13 protein-coding genes and 2 pseudogenes are annotated in these 16,330 nt (G+C 30.4%); 5 read left to right on the forward strand and 10 right to left on the reverse strand.

Features of this window, described 5'->3' with window-relative positions:
* Positions 1 to 40: 40 nt before the first annotated feature.
* The 7 genes from AL022_RS04025 to AL022_RS04050 all read right to left on the reverse strand — a co-directional run bounded on the left by AL022_RS04025 (position 41) and on the right by AL022_RS04050 (position 5,818).
* On the reverse strand, positions 41 to 562 hold the full coding sequence (locus AL022_RS04025) for a hypothetical protein (RefSeq protein WP_014935003.1): 522 nt from the start codon (positions 560 to 562) through the stop codon (positions 41 to 43).
* Between the two features lie 46 nt (positions 563 to 608).
* Complete coding sequence (locus AL022_RS04030) at positions 609 to 2,309, reverse strand: ankyrin repeat domain-containing protein (RefSeq protein WP_014935004.1); 1,701 nt, start codon at positions 2,307 to 2,309, stop codon at positions 609 to 611.
* Between the two features lie 14 nt (positions 2,310 to 2,323).
* Positions 2,324 to 2,512 carry a hypothetical protein gene (locus AL022_RS04035; RefSeq protein WP_014935005.1) on the reverse strand — a complete coding sequence of 63 codons (189 nt, stop codon included), beginning with the start codon at positions 2,510 to 2,512 and terminating at the stop codon, positions 2,324 to 2,326.
* A gap of 363 nt (positions 2,513 to 2,875) precedes the next feature.
* The gene (locus AL022_RS04040; protein WP_158309918.1) at positions 2,876 to 4,420 is read right to left on the reverse strand and encodes a type IV secretory system conjugative DNA transfer family protein; all 1,545 of its coding nucleotides are present in this window, start codon (positions 4,418 to 4,420) and stop codon (positions 2,876 to 2,878) included.
* Positions 4,421 to 4,773: 353 nt separating this feature from the next.
* Entirely contained in the window at positions 4,774 to 4,947 is a 174-nt protein-coding gene (locus AL022_RS04515; protein ID WP_014935007.1) for a hypothetical protein, read from the reverse strand.
* A 240-nt stretch (positions 4,948 to 5,187) separates the two neighbouring features.
* The gene (locus AL022_RS04045; protein WP_014935009.1) at positions 5,188 to 5,445 is read right to left on the reverse strand and encodes a hypothetical protein; all 258 of its coding nucleotides are present in this window, start codon (positions 5,443 to 5,445) and stop codon (positions 5,188 to 5,190) included.
* Between the two features lie 100 nt (positions 5,446 to 5,545).
* Positions 5,546 to 5,818: a hypothetical protein gene (locus AL022_RS04050; protein WP_014935010.1), complete on the reverse strand. Its 273-nt coding sequence runs from the start codon at positions 5,816 to 5,818 to the stop codon at positions 5,546 to 5,548.
* 312 nt (positions 5,819 to 6,130) lie between these two features.
* Here AL022_RS04050 and mobV point away from each other — a divergent pair, with 312 nt between their 5' ends.
* The 3 genes from mobV to AL022_RS04065 all read left to right on the forward strand — a co-directional run bounded on the left by mobV (position 6,131) and on the right by AL022_RS04065 (position 12,120).
* Positions 6,131 to 8,050 carry a MobV family relaxase gene (gene mobV / locus AL022_RS04055; protein WP_041546383.1) on the forward strand — a complete coding sequence of 640 codons (1,920 nt, stop codon included), beginning with the start codon at positions 6,131 to 6,133 and terminating at the stop codon, positions 8,048 to 8,050.
* A 1,316-nt stretch (positions 8,051 to 9,366) separates the two neighbouring features.
* The gene (locus AL022_RS04060) at positions 9,367 to 9,729 is read left to right on the forward strand and encodes a hypothetical protein (protein ID WP_014935013.1); all 363 of its coding nucleotides are present in this window, start codon (positions 9,367 to 9,369) and stop codon (positions 9,727 to 9,729) included.
* A gap of 117 nt (positions 9,730 to 9,846) precedes the next feature.
* Entirely contained in the window at positions 9,847 to 12,120 is a 2,274-nt protein-coding gene (locus tag AL022_RS04065) for a VapE domain-containing protein (RefSeq protein WP_014935014.1), read from the forward strand.
* A gap of 74 nt (positions 12,121 to 12,194) precedes the next feature.
* Here the strand turns inward: AL022_RS04065 and AL022_RS04070 are convergent, their stop codons facing one another.
* Both AL022_RS04070 and AL022_RS04075 read right to left on the reverse strand, forming a co-directional pair.
* Positions 12,195 to 12,443 carry a hypothetical protein gene (locus tag AL022_RS04070; protein WP_014935015.1) on the reverse strand — a complete coding sequence of 83 codons (249 nt, stop codon included), beginning with the start codon at positions 12,441 to 12,443 and terminating at the stop codon, positions 12,195 to 12,197.
* 49 nt (positions 12,444 to 12,492) lie between these two features.
* A complete protein-coding gene (locus AL022_RS04075) occupies positions 12,493 to 13,143 on the reverse strand; it encodes an AAA family ATPase (protein ID WP_014935016.1) in 651 nt (216 codons plus the stop codon).
* Between the two features lie 465 nt (positions 13,144 to 13,608).
* On the opposite strand from AL022_RS04075, the gene AL022_RS04080 reads away from it, so the two are divergent.
* Together AL022_RS04080 and AL022_RS04085 are read left to right on the forward strand one after the other, a co-directional pair.
* Positions 13,609 to 14,577 carry an Rpn family recombination-promoting nuclease/putative transposase gene (locus tag AL022_RS04080; protein ID WP_014935017.1) on the forward strand — a complete coding sequence of 323 codons (969 nt, stop codon included), beginning with the start codon at positions 13,609 to 13,611 and terminating at the stop codon, positions 14,575 to 14,577.
* Positions 14,578 to 14,678: 101 nt separating this feature from the next.
* Positions 14,679 to 14,954, forward strand: a pseudogene (locus AL022_RS04085) (transposase); the annotation flags it as partial.
* On the opposite strand, the pseudogene AL022_RS04090 reads toward AL022_RS04085, so the two are convergent.
* Positions 14,942 to 16,159: pseudogene (locus AL022_RS04090) on the reverse strand (IS256 family transposase). The pseudogenes AL022_RS04085 and AL022_RS04090 sit on opposite strands and share 13 nt — an antisense overlap.
* Between the last annotated feature and the right edge of the window lie 171 nt (positions 16,160 to 16,330).

A 16,330-nucleotide genomic window follows, 5' to 3' on the forward strand; every position in this document is an offset into this window, starting at 1 on the left:
TAAGATATAAAGTTTTACTTAAAAAAACAACTATTTTTATCTAAAAATTAACACGAATTCCTGTAGAAAGGTAATAATTAAAGATATTGTTTTTATCTAAAATAGATATAGTGGTCTCTGGTAAGACTATTAAAGATAGGTATTCTGTTAAGACTTTTTCATATTCAATTCCTAGTTGAATACCAGCATTAAATTTCTTATTTTTAACCAGCCAGTTATTATATTTAAACTGATAACTAACCTGTGGGCCAAATAGAATACCAAAATAAATTGACTCGTGGTTACTATATATATTATAGTAAATCGTACTAGAAAAGCTTAATAGTTTTTTATTAGAAAATCCACCAGATAACTTCATATACCAGGTTTCATTAAAGTGACATACATAACCTGCTTTCACTCCATGCATTTTTTTCCATATACCATATCTGACTTCTAAACAATGACAACCATTGCTATGAACAGATTTTAATGGTTGATAAAAATGATTTGATTTACCAAAAACAGGATTAAAAAAGGATAATAAAAGTACAATATGTAGTACATTTTTAAGCTTGTTCATAGAATGATTTATATAGGTTATTCAATCTGTATCTATTAGTAATGGCTTATTTATCTTTTCTAACCGGTAATCCAAATGCAGTTTTAGGGTGATCACAATACCCCGAACGCATACCTCCAGATTCTACTAAGACGGTTAAAGCTTCATTATATGAAGGGATATAATCTCTAGCTGTTTTACGACCACTATCTATGGCATTTACCTTAGCACCATGTTGAATAAGTATCATACATATTTTATCCAATATGTCTTGACGAGCTTTTCCATTACTCATGTTACGAGCTGCATAATGTAGAGGAGTCATTCGTGTATTAGAATCAAAATGATTTGGATCAGCTTCACAGGATAATAATAAAGAGGTTACTTCATAATTAGATTGTTTAACAGCTTCTATTAAAGATTCATTCCTAGTAGGATTACTAGAAGAGAGCATGCTATTACACAAACCCTCTGATATCTTATTACGGCAATTAGGACATCTAACCCATGGATAAGTACTAAGTTTATTTGCTACATACCCAGCAATACATTCAAAATGAAATGTATGTCCACACTCTATTTGGGTAGAAGGAAAAATAATACAGTCAGATCTACCCATTGTGTTCAAACAAATACTACATTGCTCCGAATCAGTATTTGAATTTTCAGTTTCTATTTGAGCATCATCTGGGGAAAGGATACTTCTAAATTGTTCATGATTATTAGATATAGCCAACATTAAGGGCGTAAAATTACTCCTACTCTTAGCTGTCTTATTAGCTCCTTTTGAAATAAGAAATGAGACCATATCCTTAAAACCACCTCTAGCAGCCCAGTGAAGAGGTGTGAAGTTATATAGATTATTTGAATCATTAATAAGAGAGCTATCATTATTCAATATATACTTGACTAAACTTAAGCGTCCATCTCTACAAGCCCAATGTATAGGTGATAAGCCTTCAAAATCTTTCTTACCACTATCAGCAAGATGGGTAAGAATTATATCCATAAGTTCTATGTCATAGGACATAAAAACCGGATTAGTCTTTTCGTCACAATAGTAAACTTCTGCTCCATGAGAAAGTAATAATCTAACCATTTCTTTATTTTGATTTTGAACAGAAATATAAATCGGAGTACTACTTCCATTTACTACTACATTTGGATCAGCACCTAACTCCAGAAGCCTTTTTGCTTCTTTTAGATTGTTATCTACAACAGCCCAATGAAGAGGTGTATACCCTATACTATCAAGACTATTTACATCTTCTTTAGATTTTTTATTTACTCTATCACGTTCTTCAGGAGATAGGCTGTTAACCAATAGTTGATAGATTTCTTTGGATCTATCATTTGATTTATGACGAAAACAATCTAAAATGGTTGAACTTCCATCTTCTTGAACGATAATATAAGCCCCATAAGACAGCAATAATTTAACCATCTCTACGTTTTTCTTAGACACAGCTTTCTCTAGAATAGAACCATATAACATAGCTATATTAGGATCAGAACCAGATTTTAATAAGAAACGGGCTTTGTCTATATCATTGAACCTAACTGCATTATATAAAGCTGTATACCCCCTTCTATCTTTTTTGTCTACGTCTACGTCTACATCTACATATTTATTAGAGTTTATTGTATTTTTTTCATAAGAGCATTTTTTATGCTTCAGATTATTAATAGACTTTGAAGTTTTATTACAACCTGTACAATCTATAGCTGCCAATGGAAAGAACAAGAATAGATAGTGTAATTGTTTCATACGCTTTATTTTATTTAGACACGCCCTGCTCCATTATCTAACAACGATTCAGCCATCTTTATTTTTTTCTTAAGGATAGACCACTCCACAGGAGACATGCCATCAATATAGTCATTTGTATGTTTACCCAAATAGAATAAATCCATTACAGAATTTACAATCTGATAATTAATAGTTTGTGTGAGATGTAAACGAGTTTCCATAAAAGTTATAAACTTAATTTATATCTTATATATATTATAAAATAATATATATAAGATATAAAACTTTACTTAAAAAAACAAATATATCTAGCCTAAAAAAATATAAATCTTTTAGAACTTTTTTGAATATTCTGGTAAAATTGAAAAATGATTATTAATCATATACATATCTGGTTTAAAACAAGCTTAAAGGTTCTATCTTATGGGTGCCTTGGTGCATCCTAAGAGAAGAGCTTTGACTAAAAGATTTCCCACATATCTGACACTCGAAAAAATTACCACGTCTGATATATACGCCAGTAGAAAGAAGAACATCTATACAATCATTAGATTGGATAACAGACATTGTAAATCAGTTAATGGTTAAACGACAAGAGCATCTATATCTTCTTCTATTCTTTTTTGGTTCAGCATAATATCTTCATCTGTAACATAATTTATATCTGGTAAGTCTTTTAATACTTTGTTTTTAAAGGACTTATCGTAGTCTGATACAAGTCTAAACTGTTCTTCAAAAAACGTACCTTCACTCTCTGCCACACTGCCTGCAAAATATCCCACAGGAAATTTTACAAAATCTTGAGATTGAAGCACATCTTTATCATGGATACTGATGTTTTCACCTCTAGTAGTATTCGGGCCTTTACCTTCAGCATGATAGGTTTCTGAGGAGCTTGTAGACTTTACTATATGTGCTTCTTTACCAAATAGGGAACTCGCATAACCAAAAGATTCAATGCCACATTTCCCTATAAACTGGTTACTTAAGATATCTCTGAGTTTTTTAGCGCCTCCATGCCCATATGTATCTTCTAGTTGGGCATTTGATTGAATACAGGAAATCATACTAATACCATATTTTCTAGCTGTAGCTGGGATTTCTGAGATACCGGGAATATACAAAGTAGATAACTCATCTATGGATACAAAGCTTTTATTCCTACCATGGCCATACATAGATTTAAAACATACCGTTAACAATAAGGATATTACTGGACTAAATGCTGATTTAGCAGCTGGGAAATTACCTATACAGAGTAGGGTAGGACAATATCTATCATTTATAGTTAAGTTCACTTCATTCTTACTTAATACCCAAAATAACTTCTTATTAAGAAGAGGCTGTAAACTTGTTTTAAAACTTGCTGTAATACCCGATAATTGAGCAGAAGACTTCTCTCCTCCTTTATAAGCATCAAATATAGAACTGGAATACATATAGGCCTCTTTATCTTGTTCTATTAAGCCTAATATCTTATCTATAGGTTTGGTGGATAAGAGTAATACATGGGGTAAAGTACAGCAGTTTGGGGCTTGATTACACAAATATATAATCATCCCTTTTAGAAGCGATTTCGTACTTAATAGCCAAAAATCATCCTTCTGAACAGGATTAAGGTTTTTTAATAATACCGTTACATACTCGTCTAAATATTCTCTATCTTCTATATAGATCGGATCTATCGGATTTATACGGCTACTTTTATTTAAATCTGTGAAATTAATTGTTTTAAAGGAAAATTTATTTCGTTCTTTTTCTGGTAATTGTATATAACAGTTATAGACAAACTTAGACAAACAACACTTTGAACGGGGATCTGTTTGAATCCCCTCAAAATCGTAGTCATAGACAATTCCACAATACCCTTTTTTTATCATTGCGTAAAGTATAGGCTCTAAAATATAGATGCTTTTACCACTGCCAGCTCCACCTAATATATATATCCCTCTCTGAGGATTATTGATGGGAAGCTTACCATTGGTTGTAGGAATAGCTATACTAAAAGGGGATTTTTTATCGTAGCCTTTAGGAAGAACTATAGACTTCTTATCCCTTTTTACAGAAGGTTTTATATCTCCATGAAACCAAAAGGGTATACCGAAATACAATAAAAAAAGTATAAACAAATGGGAAGGAAAAGAAATATATGATTTTAAACAATTATACGAATATAGATAGAGACATGTTCTTTCGAAATAGACAAAACAAATCGTAAACAATAACCAGAAAAACAATAGTACCAGTGGTATCCAACTTTTATTTTTGTCGAATGCATTTTTTATAAATGTTTTCAAGCGATCCCATCCTAAAAAAGAAATAGAGCTTACTAAAATAAGTCTAGAATAAAAGATGTATTTTGACTTAAATACGAATTCGACTGCCCATTTAAGGTATCGTTCATTCAAAGGGATACCACTTAATTTCAACCAATAAAGTCCCTGAATTAAGAATAAGGCTAGAAAAAAATAAAAAACTATCATTAATATCTAAATGGTTTCTTTTTTAGGGTTATGAGTTTTCTACTTTTATATCCATTACTTATAACTTTTACTATTTCTTGCTGTATAGATAAACCAGAAGCTTTAATAAAAGCATTCATATCAATACCTGATTGAATCAGTTTTTTTATTAATATTTTAACTTTATTTTTCATATTAATATAACTTTATATGGTTAAAATAGGTCTAATTATCAATACTATTTTTCATTTTTTATATTGTATTCTAGTTTACTTATTATTTCATAAGGTACATCTATTACTTTAACTATTTCATCTTTTTTATAACCAAGAAATATCATTTTATTTGCTATTTCTATTGTTCTTTGTTTATATCCTATATATTTTCCATAGCATGTATAATTACTTTTTATCATGATAGCATTTATTATTAATTTATAATATTTTAGTATTAAAAATAGTTTCTAAATTTTTTAATTTTTCGTTAGAAATTCCAGTTATTTTATTTATTTCTTTTTTTTCATAACCAATTACTATCATTTTACAGGCTATTTCCAAAAGTTTTTTTTTAGCTTTTATATATTTTTCATTATCTAAAGGATTTATTTTTTTTACTTCTTTTTTTGATACTTTATATTTTTTTAGGCTAATATATTTATCAACTACTGATGTGATAAAATTTTCTACGTTCATTTTATTTTTATTTTAAATATTTTTTTACATTTTTATTTGTATAGTATAATATAGTTTAATTTTATTAAAAATAATAGTTTTTTATCAAAAAAAATAGGATTTATTTTTTATTTTTTGTTTTAGTTTTTAATTCTTCTACTTTAGAATTAATCATTCCAGTAACTTTTACTATTTCATTTGTTTTATATCCAAGATCTATCATTCTATAGGCTATTTCTAGTAGTTTTTTTCTAGCTCCTACATATCTTCCATAAGCTATAGGGCTTATTTCTTCTATTTCTTTTGCAGCTAGTCCAGAAGCTTTTAATATAAGATCCATATCCACTCCTTCTTTGATAAGCGTTTCTACCATTATTTTAATATTATTCTCCATGTTTTTATATATTTATTTTAAGTTAAAATTTAAATTATTATAATAGTTCAAATATAGTATAATATCTTTAAGCGTCCATACTTTTTGTAAAACTTTTCCCTCCCATTAGCTTGGTAAATTATAATTTGCATGTATATTTCTGGTGGGATATTGTAAAAATAGCTGGTTCCTTACGGAGTAAGGCGTAGCTCACTACGCCTTATTTCATAAGGCTGCTCGTTTGTCGCCAAATATGGTTATCTTAGGTCTGTTATGTGATTTATGAGCAAATGGGAAAGAAACTCCCCTTGTTTTATATCGTTATTGTTTATCATGTCATTCGCAACGTTTAATATAAAAAGCTACAAGAAAGGTTTAATCGGAATCGGTAGGCATATAGATAGATCCTGCAAAGAAGTTAGAAAAACAGGCTTATATGAAGATGAAGCAGAGAAAAGTCTAAATTCAGAGTTGGGCCTCCATATAGATCCCTCTAAAACTCATTTAAACGAAGAATTGGTTCATACTGGTGGTAAATCCTTATCTGAACTGGTTGATGCAAGGATATCAGAAGGGTATACCAAAGAAAAATCCATTCGATCAGATGCGGTTAAAGCTTTGGGTTTGGTCATGACCGGTAGTCATGATCGTATGAAAGAGATAGAAGCTAATGAATCGTTATTTGAAAGCTGGAAAAAAGCCAATTGGGATTTTGCTTGTAGAGAATTTGGAGGAGAGAAAAATATTGTCCGTTTTTCCGTTCATAGAGATGAAAATACCCCCCATATTCACTGTGTAGTCGTTCCTATTACGCCAGATGGACGGCTAAGTGCCAAACATTACAAAGATGGTATCATTAAGCTACAAGGTTATCAAAATAGGTATGCAGCAGCTATGGCTCCTTTTGGTTTAGAACGGGGCATAGAAAGTAAACTAACTGGCAGAAAGCATACTACCACTCAAGAATACTATAAAAGCGTAAATAAAATTGAAAGGGAAGTAGAGCAAGCTACCAAACATATCAATACCTTAAATCCATTTTACCGTGATAAAGCTAAAAAGGAATTAGAAAATGTACAGGATAAGGTACGTTCTTTAGAAGAAGAAAATAAATCGCTTAAAAGAGAGGTTTCTTATGCGCAAACTACTCGTAAAACGACAAGAGACAATCTTATTAAAAGTGACTTAGAAAGAATCAAACGTGAAGTTAATCTGATTCAACATGTTTCTTCTATGGGGTATGCATTGGATAAGTCTAAAAGCTCTAATACCTGGGCGGTTATGGAGAAAGATGGTGATAAGGTTCTCATTAAAAATGGTCCCAATCAGAATGGTCATTGGATGTATAAATCATTAGTAGATGACAAAGACAAAGGTACCATAGTAGACTTTATGCAAAATCGTGGTTTTACCTATCAGAGTATTTGTGGTTTGTCTAGCCGTCACTTAGATGATCGGGTTATTAGGGATCAAAAATCGTTGGCTCTAGAAATTACAGATAGAGCTTCTCAGCGTTATATAGCCCAAGAAGCTTTTGACAAGGTTAAAGTCCACGAAAAAAACAATTATCTGCATTGTAGGGGTATTCATAGGTCTACCTACGAACATTATCCAAGTGTTAAGGTGGGCCATAAAGCAGTATTTGCCTTATACAAGGATTTAGATAAAAATGGTAAGGGTACCATATGTAGTACCATCAGTTATGAGTTTGATGCTAAAGGAAGTGTATCAGATGATGGGTTGCATAATAGCTCTAAATACTTCCAAAAAGGGCTTCCTCGGGGGTTATCTGTATTAGTTGATCCAAATATATCTGTAAAGGCTATTGTGGTCACAGAAAGCCCTATAGACGCTTTAAGCCATAAACAAATTCATAAGGATGATGGTAGAACGATGTATATCTCTACTTGCGGTAGTTTATCAGAAGGCATAAAAAAGGAGTTAGGGACTGTTTTGGCGCATGCTAAGGAGCGTGGGCGGTCTGTAACGCTGGCTTTTGATAATGATCTAGCTGGTAGGCAAATGCATAAAACAGTTAGTGAGTTGGCTCGTGGGCATGAGGTGGTTTGTAAGGATTCTATTCCTTCTCGTTCTAAAGACTGGAGTCAAGAGTTGTTATCTATACTGGGTAATCAAGAAATGCTTAAAACCCTTCAAAAAGAGCTGGTCCGTAGTGGGCAGGAACATGAGTTGCGTAAGCAGAAAAGAAAGGAACCTACTGTTATGGGGTTGGAGTTGTCTTTAGACTGGTAAGTTGTTTCCTAAAAAAAGGGTCAAAATACTTAAATTATTCATAATCAGTTTATAATACTTTTTTATGTGTCTAAGGTCTATTTTTTTCAGGAGACACTTAGTTTAGATACATACAAAACTAATATTTAAATGATTATGAACAACTTTATATGTGTCTATAGGATATTTTCAACAAATGCGACAAAAATACACTTCAGAAGTACATTATAACAATGATTATCAATAACTTCATATGTGTCACAAAGCAATTTTTATCAAAAATAGAAAAATGACACTTCATGAAAAAAATATACTATTGATTATGAATACTTTTATACTTTTGTATGTATCTAAACTAAGTGTCCCCTGAAAAAAGGTATAAAATGACACTTCATTGATATACAAATTGTTTATAATCAGTGTTTTATCTATTTTATATGTGTAGTAACGTAGTAAGATAAAATCCTATATCTTACTATCTTACTACACTATATTACTACATTTTTTATATTATAAAATATTTGATAATTAATACTATATATATACAAATATGATTATGTAGTAGTGTAGTAAGGTTATTTATATAATATTAAGATAGAGATATTATAAAATATGTATACATATATATACTTATATATATAGGTCTAGTATATTTTATCTTACTACGTTACTACAATTAATAAAATGAATTGATTTTCAGATTAATATTATTATTTTTACCCTTACTACATCTTTACTTCATCCTTACTACGTTACTACAAACCTGAATTCGATATTACGAGACCGTTGCAATAGGTTTTTAGATTCTAGGATAAAAAATCCATATTAAATTTTATTGTCTCACTTTGGGAAGAAAACCTACACATACAGTGTGTTTTTTTAACGTATATAGAAGGTAAAAAAAGATTCATCAAGAATTTCCAAAATTAAGGAAGTAATGTTGTGGTAAATACTTACAGACCATTTGATCTTTTGTAAGAACTCAAGATAATATTACTGGTCAAAATAATTAACTATTATATTGATAAACAGTGATTAATATCGTATAAATGGAGGATATAAAATGGAAAAATATATCTGTTTAGGGCATTCATGCCGTAATCTTGATCCCTGTATTTGTAATGCAGGGCTAGTTAAGTAAATAAAAAGATAAGTAAAAAATAATTTTTATGTCTGATTATAAAATTAAAAAAATAATATAAATAGAAACTTACTTTATTATTGTTATTTATATAATATTTTGTATCTTTATGTAACATTAAAGTTTATAAATCGTAGCATTATAATATATATTTATTCGTATATTTAGATATGATTATCTAATATTCTGTAATAAAATGAAAGATATAAAAAAGAAAATAGGTATTCGTTTTTTCACAGAATATGAATCTAATCCTTTTATAGACGATCCGTCAATAAAAATTATAGATATAGATTTTATATCAGGAATTTCTAAGAGGTCTTTAAATCTTATAAAATATTTGATTTACAAAAATGCGTATACAAGTGAAAAATTTGTATTTGATTTTAAGGAGTTTAACAAAATAACTGGATATAAAGGTGGAAAACCTAATACATCTAAATCGTTTATTGAATTGATTGATAAAGGATTATTAGCTAGAACTGATATTCCATATGTATTCTGGGTGAATGGGAATATGCTTAAGTCCCTTGCGTTAGAAAACGAAAAAAAAAGTTAGCTAGTAGTATACTATATAAAAATAGCCTCCCGAAGAAGGCTATTTCTTATTTGATTTTGGTTGCGAATCCAGGTTAAATGTGAGGAATAGCCTTCTAAGGGATTAAACAACAAAAGTATGTTGACAAAAGAAAAAATCCTTGAAAAGGCAGGAGGAGAGGGACACCTCATCCGCCATTTAGTTCCTACATTTAATCCAAATATAAGGAAAAAAAATTATAAATCTATTTTTTCTGAAAAGGATAATCGTCCTTCAATGAGTATTTTCTCTGATAATCAAGGAAAATGGTTTTATAAAAGTTTTAACACAGGTCACCAAGGAGATGCCTTTAAAATGTGGGCAGATTTCTATGGGTTAGATTGTATAACACAATTTAGAGAAGTGTTGGCAGTAATTAACCAAGAGATGTGTTTAGGGTTAGATAGTGTCCAAAATATAAAAGTTATTCCAAAACCTGTTTTACTGAAATTATCTTCAGATAAGAAATCAGAATCCTCTTTACCTTCCCAAACACTATCTATTGAATATATACCATCCGATTCAGAGTCTATTATATCTAATATATATCTGAAATACTGGTCACAATATGGTATTACGCAGTCTGTTCTAGATCATTTTGATGTAAGACAAGTAAGCTATTTGTCTTATATAAGTAATTCAGGTAGATTTTTATCTTTTAAATATTTTGAAAAGAATCAAATTGTATCAGCGTATCACATAGATGGTCGAGTTAAGGTATATATTCCAGAGATAGAATCTTCTTTTTCTAGTGATTTTTCTTTTAAAGGGCAAAAAAAATCATTTTCCTATAAAAACCAAACTAAAGAAGATGTGTTTGGTCTATCCCAATTGCTGAAAGGAACTTTAGACTATATATTGTTTTTGGCTGGTGAAAAAGACACAATGTCTGCTTATTCTCAAGGTTTTATCAATGTTATTTCTTTACAGTCAGAAAATCAAATGCCCAGTGATGATTTGCTGAAAAGTTTACGTACTAGGACTTCTGTATTGTTAAGCTGTTATGATAATGACCAGGCTGGTAAAAATGCTTCTAAGAAGCTATCGGATTCTTATGGGATTGTGTCTATTTCACTTCCTGAAGAAGTTAAAGATATATCAGATTATTTTCAGAAATATAATTCTGCTAATTTTCAGTTTTTATTAGATGAAGGTATTAGAAAATCGAAATTAATTTCTATAAAACCTGTTACTTCTGCTAAGGTTGAGAAAACAGTTAGTAATAAACGTATTACAGTGAAAGACTATTTGAGGAATAAGTTTAACTTTCGTTTAAATGTATTTACTAAGGAGCTTGAGATCAGTATTAAAAGGAATAGTGGTATATGGGATGAAGTTAACATTAGTGAGCTAAGAGATAATTTGAGTATGCATGGTATTGATTGCTCTCGGGAATTACTTAGTTGCGTATTAACGTCATTTTTTGTAAAACGTTTTAATCCTATAGAGGAATATTTTTTATCTTTTGAAGGCAAAGAGTTTGATAGTAATAAAGATTATATTCGTCAGTTATCTAGTTATGTTCATTTAAAATATCCAACTTATGAAAATAAACTCTACTGGTATACCCATCTTAAGAAATGGATGATTAGAGCCATACGAACTCTTTTTAATCCTGATGGCATAAATAAACATGCCTTAATTTTATGCTCTCTTAAAGAGGGTATAGGTAAGAGTTATTTTTGTGAGTTTTTATGTCCTCTTCCTATAATAAAGTATTATACTTCTAGTTCGAATAAAGATAGTGAGAAAGATTTACAGAAAGCGCTTATAAGGAACTTCATTATTAATCTAGAAGAGTTGCATCAGCTTAATGCTAGTCCAGAGTTTATTAAAGGGTGGTTGTCGCAACGATATATAAATGTACGTTTTCCATTTCAAGAAAAAGAGACTTTTGCATGCCGTATAGCGTCCTTTTTGGGAAGCTCAAATAATATTGAGTTTTTACGATCAGAAATGGGTTATAGTAGGTGGATCGGTTTTGAGGTACAATCTATTGATTTTTTAGGTAAGGAAGCAAGGTATGTGGTAGAAAGATCGTGGGAACAAGCTTATCATTTGTATAAATTGGATGAAGAAAGTGGTGAATTAAGTATGGATGAAGTTGAAGAGTTAGAAACACGTTCTGATAGTTTTACAAATAAGTCTACAGAAGCTGAATTGATAATTAGGAATCTTTTACCTTCTACTAAAGAAGAAGGTGAATTTATGACAGCTACAGATATCCTTATATATTTGCAAAATATAGTTGGAATTACCATTAGGCTAAACACTAAGTTAGTAGGAAGTGCTCTAAGAAAAGCAGGGTTTGAACGAATAAACCATAGAACAGTTAAGGGTCCTTTGTATGGCTATTTCGTAAAAAGAGTTTGATATTTTTTTTATTTTGTATTTTACTAGTTGGTACTTAATAATTGTAAGATTAAATACTAACTATAAACCTTTAATTACACGTTTTCCCTATCAATTTTCTCTAAAATTGCATCCAATATCCAGCTATGCCTAGATTTTTTTATTTTATAGTCATCATTTGTACATTGACTATCAATTTTTTTAATTAGACTATTAGGTAATCTTAATTGTATATTTTGTATAGTTCGCTCTTCTTTTTTATTAGTATTAGCGACAGCACCACCTTTGTTTATAAGATCATTTACTTGACGCTCATAAGATGGTAGTTTTTTAGAAATAGCCATGATTTTAGTATTATTTTAGTGTTATTATAGTACTAATTTAGTATTATATTTAATCTAAACTAATACTAACCAGAAAATTAAATAAATCATTAAACTCTTGTATAGCTTTTACATCTTTAGGCTTTGTTTCGGTAATTGCTAATCCTTTTGAAGATGCATTTGGAAACGACTTTCTGTTTCCTATGCAAATATCTATGAACTCTAACGTTTTATTCTCCTTAAGAAAGTCAGCAGCTTCGTTATTATCTTGCCCACTAAAATCAGCTTTATTGAGAAAAGAAAATGATCTTAAATTTGGATTAATTATCCTCATTTCTTCTATTAGTATCGACACTTTTTCTAGAGTCCAAATATCAAATGATCTAGGAACAAATGGGACTAAGTAAATATTAGCGATGCTTGTAGCAGCGCGTTGACTAGTAGTATCCCTACCACCTGTATCAATGATAATATGTTCATACTTTGATTTTAACTTTATTGTTTGATCACGAACTGTTCTATCTGATAACTGAATGGATGTATAATCCAATTTATCTTTCATTGTTTCACTTCTAAATACAGTAAAATCAGAAGAACTTTGTTGATCGTCTGCATCAATTAAAAGAATATCTTTGAATTTTTTAGCCATTAAAACTGCTAAATTTGTAGCAATAGTAGATTTACCAGATCCTCCTTTAATACCACCTATTACATATATCATTCTTACACTATTATAGATGTATTACAATGCATTTTATATGTTATAATAAACCTAATTTAATATTATAATAATACATTTTTAATACTAATTACGTATCACTTTTAATAAAGATTAATCAAATATACCATATTAATATCATAATGGTATAAATATATACAATATAATAGGAGTATAAAGGGTACTAGGCAAAATCGTTCGTAAATATACGCTAAGCGCTTAAAAACGATGAGTTTATGATATTTTGTTTTTTTAGATGGGAATATGATATAGTTTATGGAGTATTTTAGGTAGGTAATTTGGTTGTCTTGTAAAACGACCGTTTAACAAGACAACACATTTCATAAAATATTAAAGATTATTCAGGGGCTATAGTATACTAAAAAAACAGGAGAGAAAAANTNTGTATATTGTAGGGTATAAAGAGCTTATATAGCTCTGATTGCCGACAAATAGATATNATATTTTATGGAAAAAATTACACCGAAAGTAGATTTAGCCTTCAAGAAAATATTTGGCGTAGAAGAAAATAAGGATTTGCTTATTGAGTTGATCAACGCTACGGTCTCTCCAGCAGATCAGGTAGTAGATGTTACGTTATTAAATCCTTATAACCCGAAAAATTTTAGAAGCGACAAACTATCTATTCTAGATATTAAAGCTATAAGTGAAACTGGTAAAAGGTTTAATATAGAGATCCAAATCACAGATGAAGCAGATTATGATAAACGAGCTTTATATTATTGGGCTAAGTTATATACAGATCAATTAAAGGTATCTGAAGGTTATTCTAAACTGAATAAAGCAATAGGTATTCATATCCTTAACTTTATTTCTATAGCAGATAATAAAAAGTATCATAACGTCTTTCGTATTACAGAAAAAGAGAGTGGTATATCTTATTTTCATGATTTGGAATTGCATACAATAGAGTTAACCAAGTTCAGTAAAGATCCAGATGAGAATCTGACCAGTTTATTGGAAAAAATCAAAACATCACTAGATATCTGGACGGCTTTTCTTACGCGTCATGATTTACTGAATAAGGATAACTTACCTGGTCCATTAGCAATCCCCAGCCTTAAAAAGGCCTTACATGTTTTAGATACGTTAAACTTCACGGATGAAGAAAGAATGGCTTATGAGGATCACTTGAAATGGTTACTCATAGAAGCCAANACAGTNGAAAAATATAGACAAGAAGGTGAAGAAAAAGGTAGACAAGAGGGCAGAGAAGAAGGTAGACAAGAGGGTAGAGAAGAAGGTAGACAAGAGGGTAGAGAAGAAGGTAGACAAGAAGGTATCCGAATAGGGGAAGAAAAAGGAGAAAAAGAGAAAGCTCTTTCTATAGCCAAGGCTATGCTTCTCAAGGGTTACTCTATGGAAGAGATTACGATTCTTACCGGACTATCTAAAACTGATATTCAGAGTTTGTAAATAAAATTGTGTAAATGCTTATTTGTTATTAANAAATCTATCGTTATAAATAATCGGTAGTAATAAATAAGTCATAATCAATGGAATCACAACAAATAAATATAGATCCAAATCTACTAAAAGAATTATCGAAGTCTATTAAGAGTGAAAAAGATTTAGCTATTCTGAGCAAGCAACTATTAAAACTGACGGTAGAACGTGCTATGGATGCAGAGCTAGACGATCATCTTGGCTATTCAAAGCATTCTATAGAAGGTAGGAACACGGGAAATAGTCGTAATGGTTACTCTCTTAAGCGCTTGAAGGGTGATTTTGGCGAAATGGAAATTAATAGGCCACGAGATCGAAACAGCACGTTCGATCCTCAAATTGTTCGCAATTTAATTAAAAAATGTGCTATAGCCTCACTCCAATTATGCATAGGCATGGTCCACTTTCTGGTNATNTAGTTAATAGTTANATATAAGGTTTTAAAAACAGCTAAATCATTAGGAAAAACTCTTTTATTTTTAGTAACTCTACGGAATTGACTATTTACAGATTCAACAATATTTGTTGTGTAAATAACCCTACGTATTGCATTAGGGTATTGTAAAAATAGCATCAGATTATTCCAATTAGCATACCAAGACTTGGCTATTTGTGGGTACTGTTTATCCCATTTGTTGGCAAAAGTTTCTAATGCCATTAGTGCTTCTTCTTCATTTACTGATGTATAAATTGGCTTTAAATCAGCAGATAATGCTTTCCTATCTTTATAGGATACATACTTCAAGCTATTCCTAATTTGGTGAACGATACAGAGTTGGTGATCTGTTTTAGGATATACAGCACCGATTGCCTCAGACATACCTGATAAATTATCTGTACAAGCAATGAGCATATCGTGCATACCACGATTTTTGAGCTCTGTCAAATTACCTAACCAAAACTTAGATCCTTCATTTTCACTCATCCATAGTCCTAAAACATCTTTTATCCCTANTCGATCTATACCTAACGCAACATAGACTGACTTATTCATGATGCGTTTGTCTTGTCTAACCTTAACTANAAAACAATCAAAAAAAACAATTGGATAGACTGTTTCTAATGGACGATTTTGCCATATCTTAACATCTTAAATAACAGAATCTGTGATGTTACTGATCAGGCTTTCACTAACTTCTGCACTATACAATTCTTGTATTTGAAGCTGAATATCTGATAGACTCATCCCTTTAGCATATAAAGATAAAATCTTATCATCTAAACCAGGGATTCTTGTTTGACGTTTAGGTAATAAAACAGGTTCAAAACTGGATGATCTATCTCTGGGGACTTCAACCGATATAACACCATTATCAGTTATAACTCGCTTACTAGACAGGCCATTACGGGAATTTTCTGAACCACTACCACCATATTTGGTATAACCTAAATGGCTATCCATTTCTGATTCTAACGCTTTTTCTACAAGACGTTTGCTTAATTGTTTCAGTAAACCGCCTTGATCAAACAGAGTCGATAGGTCTACACCTGAGTCTATAAGGACTTCTATCGCCTTGCTTATTCCGTCTTTAGGTATATCTTTTTTTTTCATCGATTTAAGTGTCATTGTTTAGGTAAATATAAACCCTAAAAAATATTTACACACTTATAAAGACAGACTCTACTACATTATTCTGATATTCAGGATATTATATAGATATTTTATAGTACGCTATAATATAAAAATAAAAATTCATAACTAATCTAAAATAGAATTAAATCT

The sequence above is a fragment of the Cardinium endosymbiont cEper1 of Encarsia pergandiella genome (genome assembly GCF_000304455.1).
Lineage (GTDB): Bacteria > Bacteroidota > Bacteroidia > Cytophagales > Amoebophilaceae > Cardinium.